A 19,073-nucleotide genomic window follows, 5' to 3' on the forward strand; every position below is an offset into this window, starting at 1 on the left:
AAGCCGTGTTCCTCGAACAGGCTCGCCTCCCACAGTGCCGACTCGACGAGCGCCTCGGGGGTGGCCTTGCCGTACTTCTCCATCAGCCGCTTGTCGAGCGAACCCGCGTTGACGCCGATGCGAATCGGCGTGCCCGCGGCACCGGCCGCCTTGGCGACCTCCTTGACCCGTCCGTCGAACTCCTTGATGTTGCCGGGGTTGACGCGCACCGCGGCGCAGCCCGCATCGATCGCCGCGAAGATGTACTTGGGCTGGAAGTGGATGTCGGCGATCACCGGGATCTGCGATTTGCGAGCGATCACCGCGAGCGCATCGGCGTCCTCCTGGCGCGGGCACGCCACGCGCACCATGTCGCATCCGGCAGCGGTGAGCTGCGCGATCTGCTGCAGGGTGGCGTTCACGTCGTGCGTCTTGGTGGTGCACATCGACTGGACGGAGATCGGATAGTCGCTGCCGACACCGACGTCGCCGACCATGATCTGCCTCGTCTTGCGGCGCGGCGCCAGCACGGGCGGCGGAGCCGACGGGATTCCGAGGCCGATTTCAGTCATGATCCTTCTCTCTTATGACATGCGCTTTTGTCGTCAAGTCTACCGACTTCCGATCAGAAGACCTTGATCGGATTCACGATGTCGGCGGTGAGCGTCAGCAGCATGAAGCCGCCCATCACCACGACCACCGCGTAGGTCAGCGGAAGCAGCTTGTAGTAGTCGATCGGGCCCGCGGCACTGCGACCGAACCACCGGCGGACCGTGTTGCGCGCCTTCTCGAACAGCGCGATGGCCATGTGTCCGCCGTCCAGCGGCAACAGCGGCACCAGATTGAACGCGCCGAGGAAGAAGTTCACGCTCAGCAGCAGCCCCAGGAACATGTCCCAGTAGCCGCGCTCGACGGCCTGACCGCCGAGAACCGACGCACCGACCACGCTGACCGGGCTGTCGACCGCGCGCTCGCCGCCGGTGACCGCGTCCCAGAGTCCCGCCACCTTCGACGGAAGCGACAGCAGGGCCTTGAACGTCTCGGTGATGATGTCGCCGGTGAAGCTGACCGCTCCGCCCCACACGGTCAGGAAGTCGTATTCGGCAACGGTCTGGGTGTCCAGTCCGACACCGATCGCCCCGACCTCGGCCGGCGTCGGCGTCTCGCCTTCGCGCGCCACCATCCGCTGAACCTGGGTGACCGGAACCGTGAGGTCGTGCTGCTGTCCGTCCCGCTCCACCGTCAGGACTACGCTCCCGGACGACTGCTGGACCCGCGAAACCAGGTCGCCGGAGCCGCTGACGGTCTCGCCGTCGACCGCCAGAATCCGATCGCCGACCTGCACTCCGGCCGCCGCCGCGGGCGCCGGGCCGGAACACTCGACCGGCTTGCCCTGCGCATCGGTCGACGGGGCGACGCATTCCACCGAGGTCGCGTAGACGGGTTGGTCACCGATGATCGGCAGGCCCCAGCCGAGGCCGAGGACCACGATCAGGGCGAAGCCGAGGATGAAGTTCTGCATCGGGCCGGCCAGCAGCACCACCAGACGCTTCCACGTCGGCTGCGCATACATCGCCCGCGCGCGCTCGTCGTCGGTCAGTTCCTCGTGCGGCGTCATTCCCGCGATATCGCAGAACCCGCCGAGCGGCAGCGCCTTGATGCCGTACTCGGTCTCACCGCGCCGGGTGGACCACACCGTGGGCCCGAAGCCCACAAAGTAGCGGCGCACCTTCATTCCGGTGGCCTGGGCGGCCCACATGTGGCCGAGTTCGTGCCATGCGATCGAGATCAGCAAGGCCAGCGCAAAAAGCGCGACGCCGAGCACCAGACTCACTTACCGACTCCATCCAACCGGGTTACGACTGCGCGGAGACCAACTCGGCGGCGCGCATCCGCGCCCACCGATCTGCTTCCAGCACCTCATCGAGAGTACCTGGCCTCGACGACCACTGATGTGCGTCGTCGAGCACATCGCCGATGATGCCGACGATCCGCGGAAAGGTGATCGCTCCTGCGAAGAAACCCTCGGCGGCCACCTCGTTGGCCGCGTTGTACACCGCCGTCAGACTGCCGCCCGCCGTGCCCGCGGCCCGGGCGAGTTCGATCGCCGGGAAGACCTCGTTGTCGACCGGCTCGAACGTCCACGTGGCGGCGGTGGTCCAGTCGCATGCGGCCGACGACCCGGGTACCCGATCCGGCCAGCCCATCGCCAGGGCGATCGGGAGCTTCATCGAAGGGGGCGAGGCCTTGGCGATGGTCGCACCGTCGACGAACGTGACCATCGAGTGAACGATCGACTGCGGGTGAACGGTCACATCGATGCGGTCGTAGGCGACGTCGAAAAGCAGGTGCGCCTCGATCACCTCGAGCGCCTTGTTCACCAGCGTCGCCGAGTTGAGGGTGATCATCGGCCCCATCGACCAGGTCGGATGCTTGCCCGCCTGTTCCGGCGTCACATCGCGTACCTGCTCCGCGCTCCACCCGCGGAAAGGGCCACCGGATGCGGTGAGCACCAGTCGGTCGACTTCGGCCGGTGTGCCGCCCCGCAGGCACTGCGCGATGGCCGAGTGCTCGGAGTCGACCGGGACGATCTGCCCGGGTGCCGCGGCGTCGAGCACCAGCGCACCGCCGGCCACCAGCGACTCCTTATTGGCCAGCGCGAGCCGTGCTCCGGTCTTGAGTGTGGCCAGACTCGGCCCCAGCCCGATGGCGCCGACGACACCGTTGAGGACGACATCGGCTTCCACCGACTCGACGAGCGCCACCATGGCTTCGGGGCCGCCCAGGACGGGTCCCCCGAGTCGGTCGCTGAGGGCTGCGGCGGCCGCCGCATCGGCGACTGCCACCTGGCGGGCCGACAGTCCGGTCGCCGCCACCTGTTTCTCCAAGAGATCGAGGTTGCCGCCCCCGGCGCCGAGGCCGACCACGGTGAACCGCTCCGGATGCTCGGCCACCACTTCAAGGGCCTGGGTGCCAATGGATCCCGTGGATCCCAGAATCAAAACGCGAGTCGTCACACCTGCCATTGTCGCGCATATCGGTCGGGTTATGCTGTAGGCCGGACTACTACCGGTCGTCATAAGGAGTGAACGTGGCAAGCACTGAGGTTGCAACCGTCGATACCGGATGGGCACGCGAACCCGTCAACGCCCCGTCGGCACGATTCGGCTGGCACGGTGTCGCCCGCAAGTCGATCGCCGCGGCGTCGTTCGTCACCGCGTTGATCCTGCTGGGCATGCTGAAGGGCAATCACGTCGGCCACGTCGAGGACATCTGGCTGATCGTGATCGCTGTGTCGCTGATGGGTTACACCGTCTACGCGATGATCCCGCGCAAGGGCGCCTGGAAGCGCTGACGCGCAGATCTGCCACACGAGGGCCCCGGACTTTCCAGTCCGGGGCCCTCGTCGTTGTGCAGGGGTCTACTTCTCTTCGGCCGCGAGCTGGCCGCAGGCCGCCGCGATCTCCTGACCGCGGGTGTCGCGGACGGTGCACGACACCCCGTGCTCGCGCACCCGCCGGACGAACTCGGCCTCCACCGGCTTGGGGCTGGCGTCCCACTCGGAGCCGGGCGTCGGGTTCAACGGAATCAGGTTGACGTGCACCAGCGGGCCGAGCGCGGCGCGGAGCTTCTTCCCGAGCAGGTCCGCTCGCCACGGCTGGTCGTTCACATCGCGAATCAGCGCATACTCGATCGACACCCGGCGACCGGTCGTGTCAGCGTAGTAGCGCGCAGCGTCGAGCACCTCGGACACCGACCACCGGTTGTTGACGGGCACCAGGGTGTCGCGGAGTTCGTCGTCGGGGGTGTGCAGCGACACCGCCAGCGTCACCGACAGGCCTTCGTCGGCCAGTCTGCGGATCGACGGGGCCAGGCCGACGGTCGAGACCGTGACCGAGCGTGCCGAGATGCCGAAGCCCTCGGGCTCCGGCGAGGTGATCTTGCGGACGGCGTCCACCACCCGCTTGTAGTTGGCGAGCGGTTCGCCCATGCCCATGAAGACGATGTTCGACAGTCGGCCCGGCTCCCCGACCTCGCCGTCGCGCAGCGAGCGGGCGGCCGCGCGGACCTGGTCGACGATCTCGGCGGTCGAGAGGTTGCGGTCCAGGCCGCCCTGGCCGGTGGCACAGAACGGGCACGCCATGCCGCAGCCCGCTTGTGAGGAGATGCACAGGGTGTTCCGCTCCGGATAGCGCATCAGAACCGATTCCAGCAGCGTTCCGTCGTGCAGCCGCCACAGCGTCTTGCGGGTGCTGTCGTCGTCGCACGAGACGTTGCGAATCGGCGTCATCAACGTCGGGAACAGCTTCTCCCGGACGGCTTCGCGCTTACCCGCGGGCAGGTCGGTCATCTCGTCGACATCGGCCGTCAATCGGGCGAAATAGTGCTTGGCCAGCTGGTTCGCACGAAACTTCGGGAGCCCGAGCTCGGCGACGGCATCGATCCGGCCCTGCGGATCCAAGTCGGCGAAATGCTTGGGCGGCAGGCCACGTTTGGGAGCGTCGAACACGAGCGGCAGAGAAGTCACGTGTTCCATTGTCTCATGTGATCATGGAGAGATGACGACTCCAGATCCGCAGGACGGTGCGGACCTCCCGGAAATCCCCGCTACGGAATCCGCCGACACCGCCGCGACGTCCCACGCGGGCGCGGGCGAACGGCTCCACGAAGAGATCGACGAGGAGCGCAGGCGGCTTCGCAAGGCTGTCGAAGACGTCTCGCGCACCCGGACGCGCGCCACCTACGTGGCGTGGGTGGTCGGTGTGATCGCGATGATTCTGCTGCTGGTCTTCATCGTGGCGAATCTGGAGAACGTCGAGGTGAACGTACTCTTCGGCAAGATCGACCTGCCGGTCGGTGTGGCGATGCTGGTGGCCGCCATCATCGGCTCACTGATCACCGCCGCGCTGGGCGGCGCGCGGATCCTTCAGTTGAACCGCGTCGTGAAGCAGGCGGGCAAGCAGCAGTCGTGAGTCACCGGCCGGGAGCCTGGCTGCTGCTCACAGCAGCCAGGCCAGCACGGCCCAGGTGACGAATGCGGACGGCAGCAGCGAGTCGAGGCGATCCATGATGCCGCCGTGTCCGGGCAGGAGGGTGCCCATGTCCTTGATGCCGAGGTCGCGCTTGATCTGCGACTCCACCAGATCTCCGGTGGTCGCGACGAGCACCAGCAGCGGGCCGAGGACCAGACCGATCCACCAGTTCGGCGTGTCCAGGATCCACAGCGCGCAGGCCACCGCGCCCAGCGTCCCCACGACCAGCGAACCGCCGAGTCCCTCCCACGACTTCTTCGGGCTGATGGCGGGGGCCATCGGGTGCTTACCGAAGAGCACACCGGCCGCGTAGCCACCGACGTCCGAGCAGACGACTACCAGGACCAGCGTGAACACGCGCATGTTGCCCTGGTCTTCGCGGACCATCTCGGTGCCGAAGGTGGCGAGCATCGGCAGCCAGGCGAGCACGAGGGTCGACACCGACAGGTCGCGCATGTAGTTCTCGGGCGCGTTGGCCAAGCCCTGGGCGAACAGCTTCCAGACCATCATCACCAGGACGGTGGCGGCCATCGCCACGAACGTGCCCTCGAGCCCGAACGGCCACGACGACCAGAGCATCGCTTGGCCACCCACGATGAGCGGGATCACCGGAACGGCGTAGCCGCCGTCGCGCAGACGCTTGGCCACCTCCCAGGTCGCGATCGCCAACGCGATGGACACGACCACGTACCACCCGTTCGGCGCGAACAGCAGGACGACGATGATCATCGCCCCGAGGCTGCCGCCGACTCCGATCGCCGCGGGGAGGTTGCGACCCGCTCGTGAGGTCCCGCCGGGCGCCGACTCCGCCCGCTCCGGTGTGCTCGTCATACTTCGAGCAGCTCGGCTTCTTTGTTCTTGACCAGTTCGTCGACCGCGTCGGTGTACCCGTGCGTGGTCTTGTCGAGATCCTTCTCGGCGCGAACCACCTCGTCCTCGCCTGCGTCGCCGTCCTTCTGGATCCGCTTGAGCTCGTCGACGGCCTTGCGGCGGACGTTGCGGATGGTGACCTTGGCGTCCTCGCCCTTGCCGCGTGCCTGCTTGCCGAGCTGCTTGCGACGCTCCTCGGTGAGCTGCGGGATCGCGACGCGGATGACGTTGCCGTCATTGGTCGGGTTGACCCCGAGGTCGGAGTTGCGGATGGACGTCTCGATGGCGCCCATCGTCGATGCCTCGTACGGCTTGATGACGATCAACCGCGGTTCCGGAGCGTTGATGCTCGCGACCTGCGTGATCGGAGTCATCGAGCCGTAGTACTCGATGGCGATCTTGTTGAACATGGCGGGGTTCGCGCGACCGGTCCGGATGGACGCCATGTCGTTGCGCAGATGGTCGACCGCCTTCTCCATCTTCTCTTCGGCCTCAAGCAGGGCTTCGTCGATCATGTGACCTTCTTCTTTCCTTACGATCTGGACGTTCGAGTTCGATGCCGAGGGCGGTCAGTCGGCCTGCGGCGTGCTGACCAGCGTGCCGATCGGCTCGCCCGCCACCGCACGTGCGATGTTTCCACGCTCGAGCAGGTTGAACACCAGCATCGGCATGTTGTTGTCCATGCAGAGACTGAACGCTGTGGCGTCGGCGACCTTCAGCTCCTTCTCGATCACCTCGCGATGGGTGATCTCGCGGAACAGCTCGGCATCCGGGTTCACCCGCGGGTCGTCGGAGTACACGCCGTCGACAGCCTTCGCCATCAGCACGGCCTCGGCCTTGATCTCCAGCGCCCGCTGGGCCGCCGTGGTGTCGGTGGAGAAGTAGGGCATGCCCATGCCGGCGCCGAAGATCACGACGCGGCCCTTCTCCAGGTGCCGGACGGCGCGCAGCGGCAGGTACGGCTCGGCCACCTGCCCCATGGTGATCGCGGTCTGGACCCGGGTAGTGATCCCACGCTTCTCCAGGAAGTCCTGCAGCGCAAGGCAATTCATGACTGTGCCGAGCATGCCCATGTAGTCCGACCGCGATCGGTCGAGGCCGCGCTGCTGCAGCTCCGCGCCGCGGAAGAAGTTTCCGCCACCGATCACGATTCCCACCTGCACGCCCGAGGAGACGACCTCGGCGATCTGGTCGGCCACTGCGCCGACCACATCGGGATCCAAGCCGACGGATCCCCCGCCGAACATCTCGCCGCCGAGTTTCAGAAGTACTCGGGAGAAGCCCGCTCTACCCTCGTCTGCGGTCGACTGCAGTTCGCTCATCTCTTCCTTCGCTCGAGTGTCAGCACAAACTTCATCCATCTTAGTGTGCCGCGGCCCCCTGCTACGCACTCCGGCCCCGGAATCGCCCTCGCGGGCAGATTCCGGGGCCGGAAAGTGCTGGGGTGCCTCAGGTCAGGACTGGCCGACCTCGAAGCGACTGAACGCAGCAACCGAGGCGCCTGCCTCTTCCAGGATGGCCTTCACGGTCTTCTTGGAGTCGGTGACCGACGGCTGGTCGACCAGGACGACGTCCTTGAAGAAGCCGTTGAGGCGGCCTTCCACGATCTTCGGCAGAGCCTGCTCCGGCTTGCCTTCGGCCTTGGCGGTCTCCTCGGCCACGCGACGCTCGCTCTCGACGACGTCCGCGGGGACCTCGTCGCGGGAAGCGTACTTGGCGCGCAGGGCAGCGACCTGCATGGCGGCGCCGCGAGCGGCCTCCGCGGCAGCGTCGCCCTCGCCGGTGTACGAAACCAGCACGCCGACCGACGGCGGCAGGTCCGAGGCACGCTTGTGCAGGTAGACGGCGACCGGGCCGTCGTATGCGGCGACGCGACGCAGGACCAGCTTCTCGCCGATCTTGGCCGACAGCGCCTCGACGGCGTCGGCGACGGTGCCGTCGCCCAGCTTGGCGGCCAGCAGTGCGTCGACGTCGTTCGAGCGCAGCTCGACGGCGGCACCCAGCACGTCGTCGGCCAGCTTCTGGAACTCGTCGTTCTTCGCGACGAAGTCGGTCTCGCTGTTGAGCTCGATCATGACGCCGTCGCGTGCCGCGACCAGGCCCTCGGCGGTCGAACGCTCGGCGCGCTTGCCGACGTCCTTGGCGCCCTTGATGCGGAGCTCCTCGACAGCCTTGTCGAAGTCACCGTCGTTGTTCGCAAGAGCGTTCTTGCAGTCGAGCATTCCCGAACCGGTCAGTTCGCGCAGACGCTTGACGTCCGCAGCGGTGTAGTTCGCCATGTGTGGCGACCCTCCTTCTTCGATTTGTGATCGAGAGACAAGATTCTCCGGCGGGGTGTGTCACCCCGCCGGAGAAAGGGCTCTATGGCCTAGCCCGTTTCTTGTTCGGTCGTACTTATTCTGCGGCCGACTGCTCTGCGGCCGGAGCCTCAGTCGCGCCGTCGGCGGCAGGAGCTGCAGCAGGCGTGGTGGCCTCGGCCAGCAGTTCCTGCTCCCACTCGGCGAGCGGCTCGCCCTCGCCGGCCTCGGGCTTCGCGTCGCCGCTGGCCTGGCCTGCGCGTGCCTGCACGCCCTCGGCGACGGCCGAAGCGATCACGCGAGTCAGCAGAGCGGCGCTGCGGATGGCATCGTCGTTCGCCGGGATCGGGTAGTCGACGACGTCCGGGTCGCAGTTGGTGTCCAGGATCGCGATGACCGGGATGTTCAGCTTGCGAGCCTCGCCGACGGCGATGTGCTCCTTGTTGGTGTCGACAACCCACACGGCCGAGGGGACCTTGGCCATGTCGCGGATGCCGCCGAGGGTGCGGTCCAGCTTGTTCATCTCACGCGTGAGCATGAGGATTTCCTTCTTGGTGCGACCCTCGAAGCCACCGGTCTGCTCCATGGTCTCAAGTTCCTTGAGACGCTGCAGACGCTTGTGGACGGTCTGGAAGTTGGTGAGCATGCCACCGAGCCAGCGCTGGTTCACGTACGGCATGCCGACGCGCGTCGCCTCTTCGGCGATCGATTCCTGCGCCTGCTTCTTGGTGCCGACGAAGAGGACGGTGCCGCCGTGGGCGACAGTCTCCTTGACGAACTCGTAGGCGCGGTCGATGTACGACAGCGTCTGCTGCAGGTCGATGATGTAGATGCCGTTGCGGTCGGTGAAGATGAAGCGCTTCATCTTCGGGTTCCAGCGACGGGTCTGATGACCGAAGTGTGCGCCGCTGTCCAGCAGCTGCTTCATGGTTACGACAGCCATGAATAGTCCTTCTCTCGCAGTTGTCGCCGATTCTCGGGTTGAGGATCGGCCCTGGCGCCCGCCACCGTCAGTCACACCCGGACGGATCCGGGACTGCGTGTTCTGGTGTCTTCTCGCGGGCGCGCGAAGTCACTCGAGACATGCCCGAGTGCGTCGGCCAGACTACTCCGATCCCAGACGACCAGGCAAGTCGCGACGGAGTCAACCCCAACCCCCGACACGCCACCCCACCCATGGATCCAAACCCACCCCGCCAGCGTCTAACTACTATGACCCACTACCGACCAGTCCTCCTCGCCGCACTCACGCTGATCACCGCCCTCCTCTCCCTCCCCCAGCCCTCCACTTCCGCCCGCCCCGCCTACGACTGGCCGCTCCAGCCCCGTCCGTCGGTCAGCAGGTCCTTCGACCCACCGGCGCAGCGCTGGTTGTCGGGGCATCGGGGCGTCGATCTCGGGAGCAGTCCGGACGCTGCCGTGCTGGCGGCCCGTGCGGGGACGGTGACCTTCGCCGGGCCGGTGGCGGGACGGCCGGTGATCTCAGTCCTGCATCCGGACGGCATCACCACCACGTACGAGCCGGTGACCGCGCAGGTCCGTCGCGGCGAGCACGTCACGACCGGTCAGGTGATCGGGTATCTGGCGTCTGGGCATGCCGGATGTCCGGTCGAGGCCTGTCTGCACTGGGGCGCTCGGCGCGGGGCGGGCAGGCAGGCCGACTATCTGAACCCGTTGGGCCTGCTCGGATTGCTGCGCGTGCGTTTGAAACCGGTGATGAACGAGCCAGGGATGAATGAGTAGGCGATGAACGAGTAGGGCCGGTCAGGCGCGCGGATGGGCCTGCTGATGCACCGCGCGCAACCGTTCGACGCTGACATGGGTGTAGAGCTGCGTCGTCGCCAACGACGAGTGGCCGAGCAGTTCCTGCACCACGCGCAGATCAGCGCCGCCCTCCAGCAGGTGGGTCGCCGCACTGTGGCGCAGTGCGTGGGGACCGACAGGTTGACCGGCGGCTTCGGTGGCTCGATGCACCACGGTCCGCGCCATGCGCTGATCCAGCCGTCCGCCTTTGACTCCCAGCAGCAGTGCCTCCCCCGACGCCGGGGTGGCCAACGCCGGACGCCCCTTCGACAACCATCGGTCCAGCGCGGTGGCGGCGGGCCCGCCGTACGGCACGGCCCGTTCCTTGTCGCCCTTGCCGACCACGCGGATCACCCGACGGTCGGTGTCGACGTCGCCGAGATCGAGTCCGCAGAGTTCGCCGACGCGGATGCCGCTGGCATAGAGCAGTTCCAGGATCAGCCGGTCTCGGAGTCCGACGGGAGCGTCGTCGTCGATGGCGTCGACCGCCGCGGCCGCCTGCTGGGGCGCGAGCACGGTGGGCAGCACCCGGTGTGCTTTCGGCGCCTGCAGGCGCTGGGCGGGATCGGTCGGCAGCAGCCCCTGTCGGACCGCCCACGCGCAAAAGGTCTTGGCCGACGAGACCTGACGGGCGATGGTCGTGCGTGCATCGCCGCGGCGCGCGTGTTCGGCGAGCCAGGCGCGCAGCAACGGCAGGTCGATGTCGCCGATCTCGACGCCGCGGGCGCCGGCGAACGAGATGAGGCCCCGAATGTCGCCGACGTACGCGCGCACCGTGTGCTTGCTGTGCCCCTTCTCGAAGCCCAGGTGCTCGGCGAACGCCATCAGCGCATCGGTCATGCCCGAAAGGTACCCGGCTCGCGGCGTCTCACCCAGCGGACTCGCTAGTAGGCGTCGGACCGGCCATAGTGAAAGGTCTAGTTCTGTATCAATCTAGTTCCGTAGTGATAGTGACAAATCGAAAGAGTTCCGAGCTGACTGAGCACACGACCTCGATTCCGGCGATGAGTTCCGCCGCAGTTCCGGAGGGGTCTTCGACCAACTCGCGCCTGGCGGTCGCGGTGCTGTGTGCGGCGGGCATCGTCGTCGCGCTCATGCAGACGATCATCGTCCCGTTGATCCCCGAGCTCCCGACGCTGCTGAACACCACGCCGACCAACGCCGCGTGGGCGCTGACCATCACCCTGCTGACCGGTGCCGTCGTGACGCCGATCTCCGGACGTCTCGGCGACATGGTCGGCAAGCGCCGGATGCTGCTGGCCTGCTTGGCGGCCGTGGCCGTCGGCTCGCTGGTGTGCGCGCTGTCGTCGAGCTTGATTCCGTTCCTCATCGGCCGCGGCCTGCAGGGCATGGGCATCGGCACCGTCGCGCTCGGCATCAGCCTGATTCGCGACATCGTGCCGATACACCGTCTCGGTTCGTCGATCGGCGCCATGAGCGCCTCGCTGGGCGTCGGCGGATCCCTGGGCCTGCCGTTCGCCGCCGCGATCGCCCAGCATCTGAGCTGGCACGCGCTGTTCTGGGTCAGTGCGGGCTTCGCGGTGGCGGCCATGGCGGCGGTCCTGGCGACCGTTCCGGCGAGTGCGACAGCGACCGGTGGCCGGTTCGACGCGATCGGCGCACTCGGCCTGAGCGTCTTCCTGGTGTGCATCCTGCTGGCACTGTCCAAGGGGCACGCGTGGGGCTGGACCAGCCCGACCGTGCTCGGTCTGTTCGCCGGCTTCGTGGTGGTCGCCGTGCTGTGGTGGCAGTACGAGCGGCGGCACCCGAACGCCTTGATCGACCTGCAGATCAATGTGCGTCGTCCCGTGCTGCTGACCAACATCGCGTCCATGGCCGCGGGATTCGTCTTCTACGCGATGCAGATGATGCCCATCCAGGTCCTGATGGCCCCCGAGTCGGCGCCTGCGGGAACCGGGCTGTCGATGGTGCAGGCAGCCCTCGTCTTGATGCCCGGCGGCCTGGTGATGTTCGCGTTCTCGTATGTGAGTGCGTGGATGTCCCGGCAGTTCGGGGCGCGCATCTCGCTGGGGCTCGGCAGCCTCATCATCGGTCTCGGCTACGCGATCTTCCTGGTGATGCTGGTGGGCCCGTGGGCCACCAGCTGGATCTGGTTGATCTGGATCAATGCCGTGGTCGGCGCCGGGCTCGGTATCGCGTATGCGGCGATGCCGTCGTTGATCATGGAATGGGTGCCGGTGACACAGACCGGCGAGGCCAACGGCGTCAACTCCACCATGCGGTCCATCGGCACCTCGCTGGCCACGGCCGTCGTCGCGATGATCCTGTCGGCGTCGATCGCGATGGTCGACGGGCCGTCGGGGCCGTTGCCGTTCCCGACGGTCGACGCCTACGTCTGGGCCACCATCATCTCCCTGGTCGTCAGTGTGCTGGCCGCAGGCGCGGCCTTCTCGGTGCCGCGCAGCGAACTCGTCGACGACCCCGTCGACTGCAACTGACCGCCGCGACCGGGTCTGCGCTCCCGGTCAGCCCGCGCCCTCGACCTTCCGAAGATCGGCCTTCCACTGCCGGAAGCCCTCTTCGGTGCGGCCGCGACGCCAGTACCCGGAGATCGACCCGGCCCGCTTGGCGCTGACCCCGCGTTCCTTCCGGACATAGCCGCGGAGATTCTTCATCACCGCTTGCGCTTCGCCGTGGATGAAGACCTGGGGTTCGCCGTCGAGCCACTCCGCGGCCCTGACGGCCGCGACGATCGGGGCGTTGTCGCCCGCGACGTCCTCGGCGGCGTCGGCCGAGCCGGCGCCCCGGTGCACCCAGGTGATGTCGGCGCCAACCGGCGCGGTGAGGTCCAGTTCGTCCTCCGGCCCCGCGACCTCGATGAACACCTTCGCGAGCGCATCGGCGGGCAATGCCTCGAGCGCCGCGGCCAACGCAGGCAGGCCGGCTTCGTCGGACACCAGCAGATGCCACGGCGCGGCCGGGTCGGGGCGGTAGCCGCTGCCCGGGCCCTGGAAGCTGATGGTCTCCCCCGGCTGTACGCCGCGCGCCCACGGACCGGCGATCCCCTCGTCGCCGTGGACCACGAAGTCGACGGCGAGCTCGCGGCTGGCGGGCAGGTAGTGGCGCACCGTGTAGGTCCGCAGGATCGGCCGCTGCTCCGGCGGCAGGGTGGCGCGGAGTTCTTCGACGTTCAGCGGATGCGGGTACTCGACACCGTCCGGGGCGAACACGAACTTCACGTACATGTCGGTGTCCGGGTTCTCCGGGGTGCCGTCGCCGCCGACCGGCAGGAAGTCGTCGAAGCCGTCGCCACCCAACCAGACCCGAACCATGTGCGGGGTCAGCTGCTCAGTGCGCAGGACTGCCATCGTGTTCAACCGCTTCGCCACGCGATCTCCTTGTTTACGCAGGTAAATCGTTCTCTTAGGCCAGGCTAACAGGGATTCGGAAGTCGCGGACGAGAGCCACTCCCGCCCACCGCCCGCGCCTACCCCCGCACCAGCTGCCAGGTCCCGCCCGAGCCGTCGACGAACCCGGCCAGTTCCAGGCTCGCGAGCGACCGCAGGACCTCGTCCACGCTGATCCCCGAGACGAAGGCGATCTCGTCGACTGTGAGGCCGCCTCGGGCGGGCAACGCTTCGAGCACCTGCTTCTGCTCGTCGCGCAGACCGTCCGTCGGTCGGCGCCGCGACTCGGGTCTGGCGTCGTGCCCGTCGGGTGAGGCCAACGCGATGGCGGCGGCGCCGTCGACCACCAACGTCGCGTCGCCCTCGGCGATGATCGCGTTGGTTCCGACCGACGTCGCGCTCGTCACCGGGCCCGGGACGGCACCCAGCGGTCGACCGATTCGTTTGGCCCACGCCGCCGTGTTCGCAGCCCCGGATCGGCGTCCCGCTTCCACCACGATCACCCCGGAGGCCAGCGCCGCGACCAGTCGGTTGCGGGTGAGGAACCGATGTTTGGCCGCGGCGGTCCCCGGCGCGTACTCGGTCACGACCAGACCTTCCTGGGCGATCTCCCGCAGCAGTTGCGCATGGCCCGTCGGGTAGTCGCGATCGATCCCGCACGCCAGCACCGCCGCGGTGCACCCACCGGCGGCCAGTGCTCCGCGATGTGCAGCGCCGTCGATCCCGTAGGCCCCACCGGAGATCACCGACCACCCGTGGTCGGCGAGCTGCCCGGCCATCTGGCCCGCCACGTAGTCGCCGTACGACGACGCCGCCCGCGAGCCGATCAGCGCCAGCGACGAGTCGGCGATCTCCGCGCAGGTCCGCGGACCGCGCACCCAGAGTGCGAGCGGCGCTCCGCCCCGAGCCGCGGTGTCCGCTCGGTCGAGCGCGAGCAGCTGCCACGCCGGCCAGTCGGCGTCGTCTCGAGTGACCAATCGGGCACCGATCCGTTCGCAGGTCTCCAAGTCCTGCGCCGACCGGTCGACCGCCGCGCGCGCCTCCGTGGGGACGAGCACTCGTCGGTGAGCGGACGGAACGGCCCGCTGCTTGATCGCCGCTGCGGCCGCCACGGCCCCGACGTCGTCGACCAGCGCGATCAACGGGGCGCACGGCGGCTCGGCGACCGCCGACAAGTAGGCCCACGCGCGCAGTTCCTCGTCCTTCATGCTCGCCCTCCCCGATCGCGATACATCAGTGCTGACACGACGTCGTCCTCCCCCGGTTCGTCTCCGCCGCGCAGATCGGTGATCGTCCACGCCACGCGCAGCGCCCGGTCAGCTCCGCGCGCGGTGATCCGACCGTGCCGGAGCGCCTGCTCCAGCGGACGCAGCGCCGCGAGCGGCGGCCGGTATCGCTGACGCAACGCGTTCCCGGGAACCTCCGCGTTGGTGAGCCATCCGTCCGTCGACCATCGTTGCTTGGCCGCCTCGCGCGCGGCGCCGACCCGCTCGGCGACAATCGCGCTCGCCTCGCCGGCCTCGGTCATCAGCGCGTTGTTGGCGGGCGGTTCCATCGGCACCCGCAGGTCGATGCGGTCCATCAGCGGGCCCGACAGCCGCCCCAGGTAGCGTCGCCGCTGAATCGACGTGCAGATGCAGTCGACGTCGTGGACTGGCGCGCACGGGCACGGGTTGGCGGCCAGAACCAACTGGAAGCGCGCCGGATACACGGCCGTGCCGTCGCGCCGCGAGATCCGTACCTCCCCTTCCTCCAGCGGCTGTCGTAGCGAGTCGAGGACTTTGGGTCCCATCTCGGCGCATTCGTCGAGAAACAGGATTCCGCGATGCGCCCGCGACACCGATCCCGGCCGGGCCATGCCGGTTCCGCCCCCGAGCAGTGCGGTGATGCCCGCACTGTGGTGCGGCGCGACGAACGGCGGCGACGTGATGAGCGGGTGGTGCGCGGGCAGGGTGCCTGCGATCGAGTGGATCGCGGTCACCTCGAGCGCCTCCTCGGGCGCCAGCGGCGGCAGGATCCCCGGCAGCCGGCTCGCGAGCATCGTCTTCCCGATGCCCGGCGGCCCGGTCATCATCAGGTGATGGGCACCGGCCGCGGCGATCTCCAGCGCCCGCCGCGCCGCGGCCTGTCCGGAGACGTCGGCCATGTCGGGGATCGTCGGCTCCGGGATCTCGGCCCGCTCACCGTCCACGGTGTCGAGTACCACGTCACCGGCCAGCCACCGCACCACATCCGACAGCGACTGCGCGCCGCCGACATCGAGGCCGGACACCAGCGTCGCCTCCGCGACATTCCCGATCGGCACCACGGCACGCTCGAAGCCCGCATCCCGCGCCGCCAACAGCCGCGGCAGCACGCCGCGCACCGGCCGCAGCCTGCCGTCGAGCGCCAACTCGCCGAGCATCACCGTGCCCTCGAGCTTGGTCGGCGAGACCTCCCGGGACGCCAGCAGCACCGCGATCGCCATGGCGACGTCGAACCCGGGACCGATCTTCGGCAGACTCGCCGGCGCCAACGCGATCGTCACCTTGGTCCCCGGAAACTTCAGCTCGCTGTTCGAGATCGCCGCCCGCACCCGCTCCTTCGCCTCCCGCAGCGACGCGTCGACGTTGCCGCTGATCGTCACCCCCGGCAGCCCTGACGAGATGTTCGCCTGGATCTCGATCATGTCGGCGGCGAAGGCGTTGAGCCCCACCGAGTACACCCGTCCCAACCCGGACACGACGGGCTCACTCCTCGACGCCGACGTGATGCCACCACGTGGCGCGGGCCAGGTCTTCCGGATCGGCGACATCGAGTTGCACCGACACCACGTCGAAGCGGACGGTCTCCCAGAACCGCTCCTGCTGCGCCAACCACTGCCGCGCCAGCAACCGCATCCGGCGCAGCTTCTGCGGCGTCACCGCGCCCAGCGGATCGGTATAGGTCCGGCTGGCCCGCGTCTTCACCTCGACGACGACCAGCGTGTCGCCGTCGGCGGCGATCAGATCCAGCTCCCCGTTCCGCGTCCGCCAGTTGCGCGCCAGGATCTGCCATCCCAGCGTCGCGACGTACTCGGCGGCGATGTCCTCGCCGATCTGCCCGATCAACCGCCGACGATCAGTGCCCGCCCGTGCTCTCTGCTCCCCCATGCCCGACAGCATCGGCCGCGAGCACCACCGAACTCAACGAGCAGAACAGCACCCCGCGGCGAGTGGGGACAACCCCGAATCGGTCAACAGATCGGCCTGCGCGGACGCAGCGCTCTTACGGCTCGTCGGGGAGCCGCAGCTCCGACTTCTCCAGCTCCTCGATGTTCACGTCCTTGAACGTGACCACGCGGACCTGCTTCACGAACCGCGCGGGCCGGTACATGTCCCACACCCAGGCGTCGGTCATGTGGATCTCGAAGTAGACCTCACCGTCGGCGTTCCGAGGAATCAGGTTCACGCCGTTCGCCAGGTAAAAGCGTCGCTCGGTCTCCACCACGTAGGTGAACTGACCGACGAGGTCCTTGTACTCCCGGTACAGGGACAACTCCATCTCGGCTTCGTACTTCTCGAGATCCTCAGCGCTCATTACGCCAGCCTATCGCGGACGTTGCGGTACGAGCGACGGTGCTCGTGCGAGGGGCCGATCGCGTCGAGGCACGACATGTGCAACGCGGTGCCGTACCCCTTGTGCACCGCGAACTGATAACCGGGGATCTCCTTGTCCATCGCGATCATCATGCGGTCGCGCGTGACCTTCGCCAGGATCGACGCGGCAGCGATGCACGCGGCGTTGCCGTCGCCGCCGATCACCGGGAGCGACGGCGCGGCCAGACCGGGAACCTGGAAGCCGTCGGACAGGATGTAGCCCGGCCGAACATCGAGGCCCGCTACGGCGCGCCGCATGCCCTCGATGTTCGCCACGTGGACGCCGAGTCGATCGACTTCCGCGGCCGGGATGGCGACGACGCTGTAGGTGCGCGCGTAGCGGACCACCGCGTCGTATAGCGTCTCGCGCGCCGACTCGGTGAGCTTCTTGGAGTCGTCGAGCGTCGCGAGTGACTTCAGCTGGGTGGTCCCGAGGACGCACGCAGCGACCACCAGCGGGCCGGCGCACGCGCCGCGACCGGCCTCGTCGACGCCGGCCACCGGCCCCAGGCCCTGCCGGTCGAGGGTGAACTCGAGCGTGCGGAGGCCTGCCGCCTTGCGGACCGGCGACCGAGGCGGCCACCGGGTCGATCGGGTCATCGGATCAGTCCTGCGGGTTCACCGAACCGACGCCGCCGATCCGGGAGAACGGATAGATGATGGTGCGGACCTTGCCGCGAATATCGGAGATCGGCACGGTTCCCTGCAGCTCGTCGTCGATGTGCGCGCGCGAGTCGGCCGAGTTGCTGCGATTGTCGCCCATCACCCAGACGTTCCCGTCGGGAACCTTGATCGGGCCGAAGTCCTCGCCGTAGCAGCTGCCCGCATTGGTGACACCGTCGGAGATCCGGTAGTTGTCGGTCTGCAGGTTCTTGTCGATGTACGGCTCGTTGAGCGACTTGCCGTCGACGGTGACGCCCTTACCGTCGGCCTCCCGGCACTGGACGGTCTGTCCGCCGGTAGCAATGACACGTTTGACCAGGTTGTTCTCGTCCGGCGGAGCGAACGCGAACAACGAGAGGACGTCCTGCACCTTGTGGATCACCGGGTTCGAGGATCGCGGTGAGGTCCAACTTCCGTTCCACGATTCGGTGGGCCCCTTGAAGACGACGACGTCGCCGGGCTCCGGATCGCTAAAGCGGTAGACCATCTTGTCGACGACGATGCGGTCGTTGGTGCAGCCGTAGCACCCGGTCAGCGTCGGCTCCATCGACTCGGACGGCACCACGTACTGGCGGAAGAAGAATTGGGTGAAGACGAACAGCAGCACCAGCACGATGCCGACGATGATGAGGATCTCTCGGAGCCAGCGGCTCTTGCCGCCCTCCTTCTCGTCGGAGTCCTCGTCGGCGTCCCGGAAGGTGAAGGAGTGCTTGGTTCGGTTCTCATCGACGGAGTCGTCGTGCTTGCCGACCGGGTCGCCCTCGGGTGTGCCCTGCTGGTCGCCGCCGCTGTAGTCTGCCACGCCTTACAGACTAGCCAGCGATCCTCGCGCGAGCCGATTCCGGTCGTGCGAAACGCGAAACCCCGGTCGGCGACTCCGTTGTCACGGAGCACCGACCGGGGTCGAAGCGAAAGTGTGCGGTGAAACCGCTCAGATCAGCGCTTTTCCTTGATCTTGGCAGCCTTGCCGCGCAGCTCACGCAGGTAGTACAGCTTGGCGCGACGCACATCACCGCGGGTGAGGACGTCGATCTTGGCCAGGTTAGGGCTGTGCACCGGGAAGGTACGCTCCACGCCGACACCGAAGGAGACCTTGCGGACGGTGAAGGTCGCGCCGATGCCGCCACCCTGGCGACGGATCACGACGCCCTTGAAGACCTGCACGCGCTCCTTCGAGCCCTCAATGACCTTGACGTGCACGTCGAGCGTGTCGCCGGGGCCGAATTCCGGGATGTCGTCACGGAGGGACTGCTTGTCGAGGAAGTCCAGGGTGTTCATAAAGTTAGTCCAATCTGGGCTGGGCAGAGGAACCTGGCGGCCCTGACGAGGATCGTCGGGGTTCGACCGGTTCGTGCCCGTTGCTATGTCCGTGCACTGCAGTGGAGACAGATGTATCCAGCAGGCAACCTGAAACATTGTGCCACTGATGCCGCCCGGAGGGAA

22 protein-coding genes are annotated in these 19,073 nt (G+C 67.8%); 4 read left to right on the forward strand and 18 right to left on the reverse strand.

Annotated features, from left to right (window positions below; all coding sequences use genetic code 11):
• The 3 genes from GX543_RS03995 to dxr form a co-directional block, all read right to left on the reverse strand.
• Positions 1–551: flavodoxin-dependent (E)-4-hydroxy-3-methylbut-2-enyl-diphosphate synthase (locus tag GX543_RS03995; protein ID WP_290849958.1), on the reverse strand; the 551-nt coding region annotated here is incomplete at its 3' end.
• 53 nt (positions 552–604) lie between these two features.
• Entirely contained in the window at positions 605–1,813 is a 1,209-nt protein-coding gene (locus GX543_RS04000) for an RIP metalloprotease (protein ID WP_290849959.1), read from the reverse strand.
• A gap of 22 nt (positions 1,814–1,835) precedes the next feature.
• Positions 1,836–3,005, reverse strand: a complete 1,170-nt coding sequence (gene dxr, locus GX543_RS04005) for a 1-deoxy-D-xylulose-5-phosphate reductoisomerase (protein ID WP_290849961.1) — start codon at positions 3,003–3,005, stop codon at positions 1,836–1,838.
• 65 nt (positions 3,006–3,070) lie between these two features.
• Here dxr and GX543_RS04010 point away from each other — a divergent pair, with 65 nt between their 5' ends.
• The gene (locus GX543_RS04010; protein ID WP_290849962.1) at positions 3,071–3,334 is read left to right on the forward strand and encodes a DUF2631 domain-containing protein; all 264 of its coding nucleotides are present in this window, start codon (positions 3,071–3,073) and stop codon (positions 3,332–3,334) included.
• Between the two features lie 66 nt (positions 3,335–3,400).
• Here GX543_RS04010 and rlmN read toward each other — a convergent pair whose 3' ends face one another.
• Positions 3,401–4,507, reverse strand: coding sequence for a 23S rRNA (adenine(2503)-C(2))-methyltransferase RlmN (gene rlmN, locus GX543_RS04015; protein ID WP_290849963.1), 1,107 nt, complete (start codon positions 4,505–4,507; stop codon positions 3,401–3,403).
• Between the two features lie 31 nt (positions 4,508–4,538).
• Here rlmN and GX543_RS04020 point away from each other — a divergent pair, with 31 nt between their 5' ends.
• Positions 4,539–4,952: a lipopolysaccharide assembly LapA domain-containing protein gene (locus tag GX543_RS04020; RefSeq protein ID WP_290849964.1), complete on the forward strand. Its 414-nt coding sequence runs from the start codon at positions 4,539–4,541 to the stop codon at positions 4,950–4,952.
• 27 nt (positions 4,953–4,979) lie between these two features.
• On the opposite strand, the gene GX543_RS04025 is transcribed toward GX543_RS04020, so the two are convergent.
• The 5 genes from GX543_RS04025 to rpsB form a co-directional block, all read right to left on the reverse strand.
• Entirely contained in the window at positions 4,980–5,843 is an 864-nt protein-coding gene (locus GX543_RS04025; protein ID WP_290849965.1) for a phosphatidate cytidylyltransferase, read from the reverse strand.
• Positions 5,840–6,397, reverse strand: a complete 558-nt coding sequence (frr, locus tag GX543_RS04030) for a ribosome recycling factor (RefSeq protein WP_290849967.1) — start codon at positions 6,395–6,397, stop codon at positions 5,840–5,842. The genes GX543_RS04025 and frr overlap by 4 nt, the downstream gene beginning before the upstream one ends.
• A gap of 54 nt (positions 6,398–6,451) precedes the next feature.
• Positions 6,452–7,204, reverse strand: a complete 753-nt coding sequence (gene pyrH, locus GX543_RS04035; RefSeq protein WP_290849969.1) for a UMP kinase — start codon at positions 7,202–7,204, stop codon at positions 6,452–6,454.
• Positions 7,205–7,336: 132 nt separating this feature from the next.
• Positions 7,337–8,161 carry a translation elongation factor Ts gene (gene tsf / locus GX543_RS04040; protein ID WP_290849971.1) on the reverse strand — a complete coding sequence of 275 codons (825 nt, stop codon included), beginning with the start codon at positions 8,159–8,161 and terminating at the stop codon, positions 7,337–7,339.
• A gap of 115 nt (positions 8,162–8,276) precedes the next feature.
• Positions 8,277–9,122, reverse strand: coding sequence for a 30S ribosomal protein S2 (rpsB, locus tag GX543_RS04045; protein ID WP_290849973.1), 846 nt, complete (start codon positions 9,120–9,122; stop codon positions 8,277–8,279).
• 269 nt (positions 9,123–9,391) lie between these two features.
• Here rpsB and GX543_RS04050 point away from each other — a divergent pair, with 269 nt between their 5' ends.
• Entirely contained in the window at positions 9,392–9,922 is a 531-nt protein-coding gene (locus GX543_RS04050; protein WP_290849974.1) for a M23 family metallopeptidase, read from the forward strand.
• 21 nt (positions 9,923–9,943) lie between these two features.
• Here the strand turns inward: GX543_RS04050 and GX543_RS04055 are convergent, their stop codons facing one another.
• Complete coding sequence (locus GX543_RS04055) at positions 9,944–10,822, reverse strand: tyrosine recombinase XerC (RefSeq protein ID WP_290849975.1); 879 nt, start codon at positions 10,820–10,822, stop codon at positions 9,944–9,946.
• 164 nt (positions 10,823–10,986) lie between these two features.
• Here GX543_RS04055 and GX543_RS04060 point away from each other — a divergent pair, with 164 nt between their 5' ends.
• Positions 10,987–12,441, forward strand: a complete 1,455-nt coding sequence (locus GX543_RS04060; protein ID WP_290849976.1) for an MFS transporter — start codon at positions 10,987–10,989, stop codon at positions 12,439–12,441.
• Positions 12,442–12,468: 27 nt separating this feature from the next.
• Here the strand turns inward: GX543_RS04060 and GX543_RS04065 are convergent, their stop codons facing one another.
• The 8 genes from GX543_RS04065 to rplS all read right to left on the reverse strand — a co-directional run bounded on the left by GX543_RS04065 (position 12,469) and on the right by rplS (position 18,908).
• Positions 12,469–13,332: a siderophore-interacting protein gene (locus GX543_RS04065; protein WP_290849978.1), complete on the reverse strand. Its 864-nt coding sequence runs from the start codon at positions 13,330–13,332 to the stop codon at positions 12,469–12,471.
• A 98-nt stretch (positions 13,333–13,430) separates the two neighbouring features.
• Positions 13,431–14,558: a DNA-processing protein DprA gene (dprA, locus tag GX543_RS04070; protein ID WP_290849980.1), complete on the reverse strand. Its 1,128-nt coding sequence runs from the start codon at positions 14,556–14,558 to the stop codon at positions 13,431–13,433.
• Entirely contained in the window at positions 14,555–16,072 is a 1,518-nt protein-coding gene (locus tag GX543_RS04075) for a YifB family Mg chelatase-like AAA ATPase (RefSeq protein ID WP_290849981.1), read from the reverse strand. The genes dprA and GX543_RS04075 overlap by 4 nt, the downstream gene beginning before the upstream one ends.
• A 7-nt stretch (positions 16,073–16,079) precedes the next feature.
• Positions 16,080–16,481, reverse strand: coding sequence for a YraN family protein (locus tag GX543_RS04080; RefSeq protein ID WP_290849983.1), 402 nt, complete (start codon positions 16,479–16,481; stop codon positions 16,080–16,082).
• A 115-nt stretch (positions 16,482–16,596) separates the two neighbouring features.
• Positions 16,597–16,908 carry a DUF2469 domain-containing protein gene (locus tag GX543_RS04085; protein ID WP_290849984.1) on the reverse strand — a complete coding sequence of 104 codons (312 nt, stop codon included), beginning with the start codon at positions 16,906–16,908 and terminating at the stop codon, positions 16,597–16,599.
• Positions 16,908–17,567, reverse strand: coding sequence for a ribonuclease HII (locus GX543_RS04090; protein ID WP_290849985.1), 660 nt, complete (start codon positions 17,565–17,567; stop codon positions 16,908–16,910). Before GX543_RS04090 ends, GX543_RS04085 begins: the two co-directional genes overlap by 1 nt.
• A gap of 4 nt (positions 17,568–17,571) precedes the next feature.
• The gene (gene lepB, locus GX543_RS04095) at positions 17,572–18,432 is read right to left on the reverse strand and encodes a signal peptidase I (RefSeq protein ID WP_290849986.1); all 861 of its coding nucleotides are present in this window, start codon (positions 18,430–18,432) and stop codon (positions 17,572–17,574) included.
• A gap of 134 nt (positions 18,433–18,566) precedes the next feature.
• Complete coding sequence (rplS, locus tag GX543_RS04100) at positions 18,567–18,908, reverse strand: 50S ribosomal protein L19 (protein ID WP_290849987.1); 342 nt, start codon at positions 18,906–18,908, stop codon at positions 18,567–18,569.
• Between the last annotated feature and the right edge of the window lie 165 nt (positions 18,909–19,073).

The sequence above is a fragment of the Gordonia sp. (in: high G+C Gram-positive bacteria) genome (assembly GCF_012515855.1).
Taxonomy (GTDB): domain Bacteria; phylum Actinomycetota; class Actinomycetes; order Mycobacteriales; family Mycobacteriaceae; genus Gordonia.

Excerpts from the sequence above, each read along its gene's own strand:
- dxr (WP_290849961.1), bottom strand. The coding sequence starts at position 3,005 with ATGGCAGGTGTGACGACTCGCGTTTTGATTCTGGGATCCACGGGATCC.
- GX543_RS04020 (WP_290849964.1), top strand. The coding sequence starts at position 4,539 with ATGACGACTCCAGATCCGCAGGACGGTGCGGACCTCCCGGAAATCCCC.
- GX543_RS04025 (WP_290849965.1), bottom strand. The coding sequence starts at position 5,843 with ATGACGAGCACACCGGAGCGGGCGGAGTCGGCGCCCGGCGGGACCTCA.
- frr (WP_290849967.1), bottom strand. The coding sequence starts at position 6,397 with ATGATCGACGAAGCCCTGCTTGAGGCCGAAGAGAAGATGGAGAAGGCG.
- pyrH (WP_290849969.1), bottom strand. The coding sequence starts at position 7,204 with ATGAGCGAACTGCAGTCGACCGCAGACGAGGGTAGAGCGGGCTTCTCC.
- tsf (WP_290849971.1), bottom strand. The coding sequence starts at position 8,161 with ATGGCGAACTACACCGCTGCGGACGTCAAGCGTCTGCGCGAACTGACC.
- rpsB (WP_290849973.1), bottom strand. The coding sequence starts at position 9,122 with ATGGCTGTCGTAACCATGAAGCAGCTGCTGGACAGCGGCGCACACTTC.
- GX543_RS04050 (WP_290849974.1), top strand. The coding sequence starts at position 9,392 with ATGACCCACTACCGACCAGTCCTCCTCGCCGCACTCACGCTGATCACC.
- GX543_RS04055 (WP_290849975.1), bottom strand. The coding sequence starts at position 10,822 with ATGACCGATGCGCTGATGGCGTTCGCCGAGCACCTGGGCTTCGAGAAG.
- GX543_RS04060 (WP_290849976.1), top strand. The coding sequence starts at position 10,987 with ATGAGTTCCGCCGCAGTTCCGGAGGGGTCTTCGACCAACTCGCGCCTG.
- dprA (WP_290849980.1), bottom strand. The coding sequence starts at position 14,558 with ATGAAGGACGAGGAACTGCGCGCGTGGGCCTACTTGTCGGCGGTCGCC.
- GX543_RS04080 (WP_290849983.1), bottom strand. The coding sequence starts at position 16,481 with ATGGGGGAGCAGAGAGCACGGGCGGGCACTGATCGTCGGCGGTTGATC.
- GX543_RS04085 (WP_290849984.1), bottom strand. The coding sequence starts at position 16,908 with ATGAGCGCTGAGGATCTCGAGAAGTACGAAGCCGAGATGGAGTTGTCC.
- GX543_RS04090 (WP_290849985.1), bottom strand. The coding sequence starts at position 17,567 with ATGACCCGATCGACCCGGTGGCCGCCTCGGTCGCCGGTCCGCAAGGCG.
- rplS (WP_290849987.1), bottom strand. The coding sequence starts at position 18,908 with ATGAACACCCTGGACTTCCTCGACAAGCAGTCCCTCCGTGACGACATC.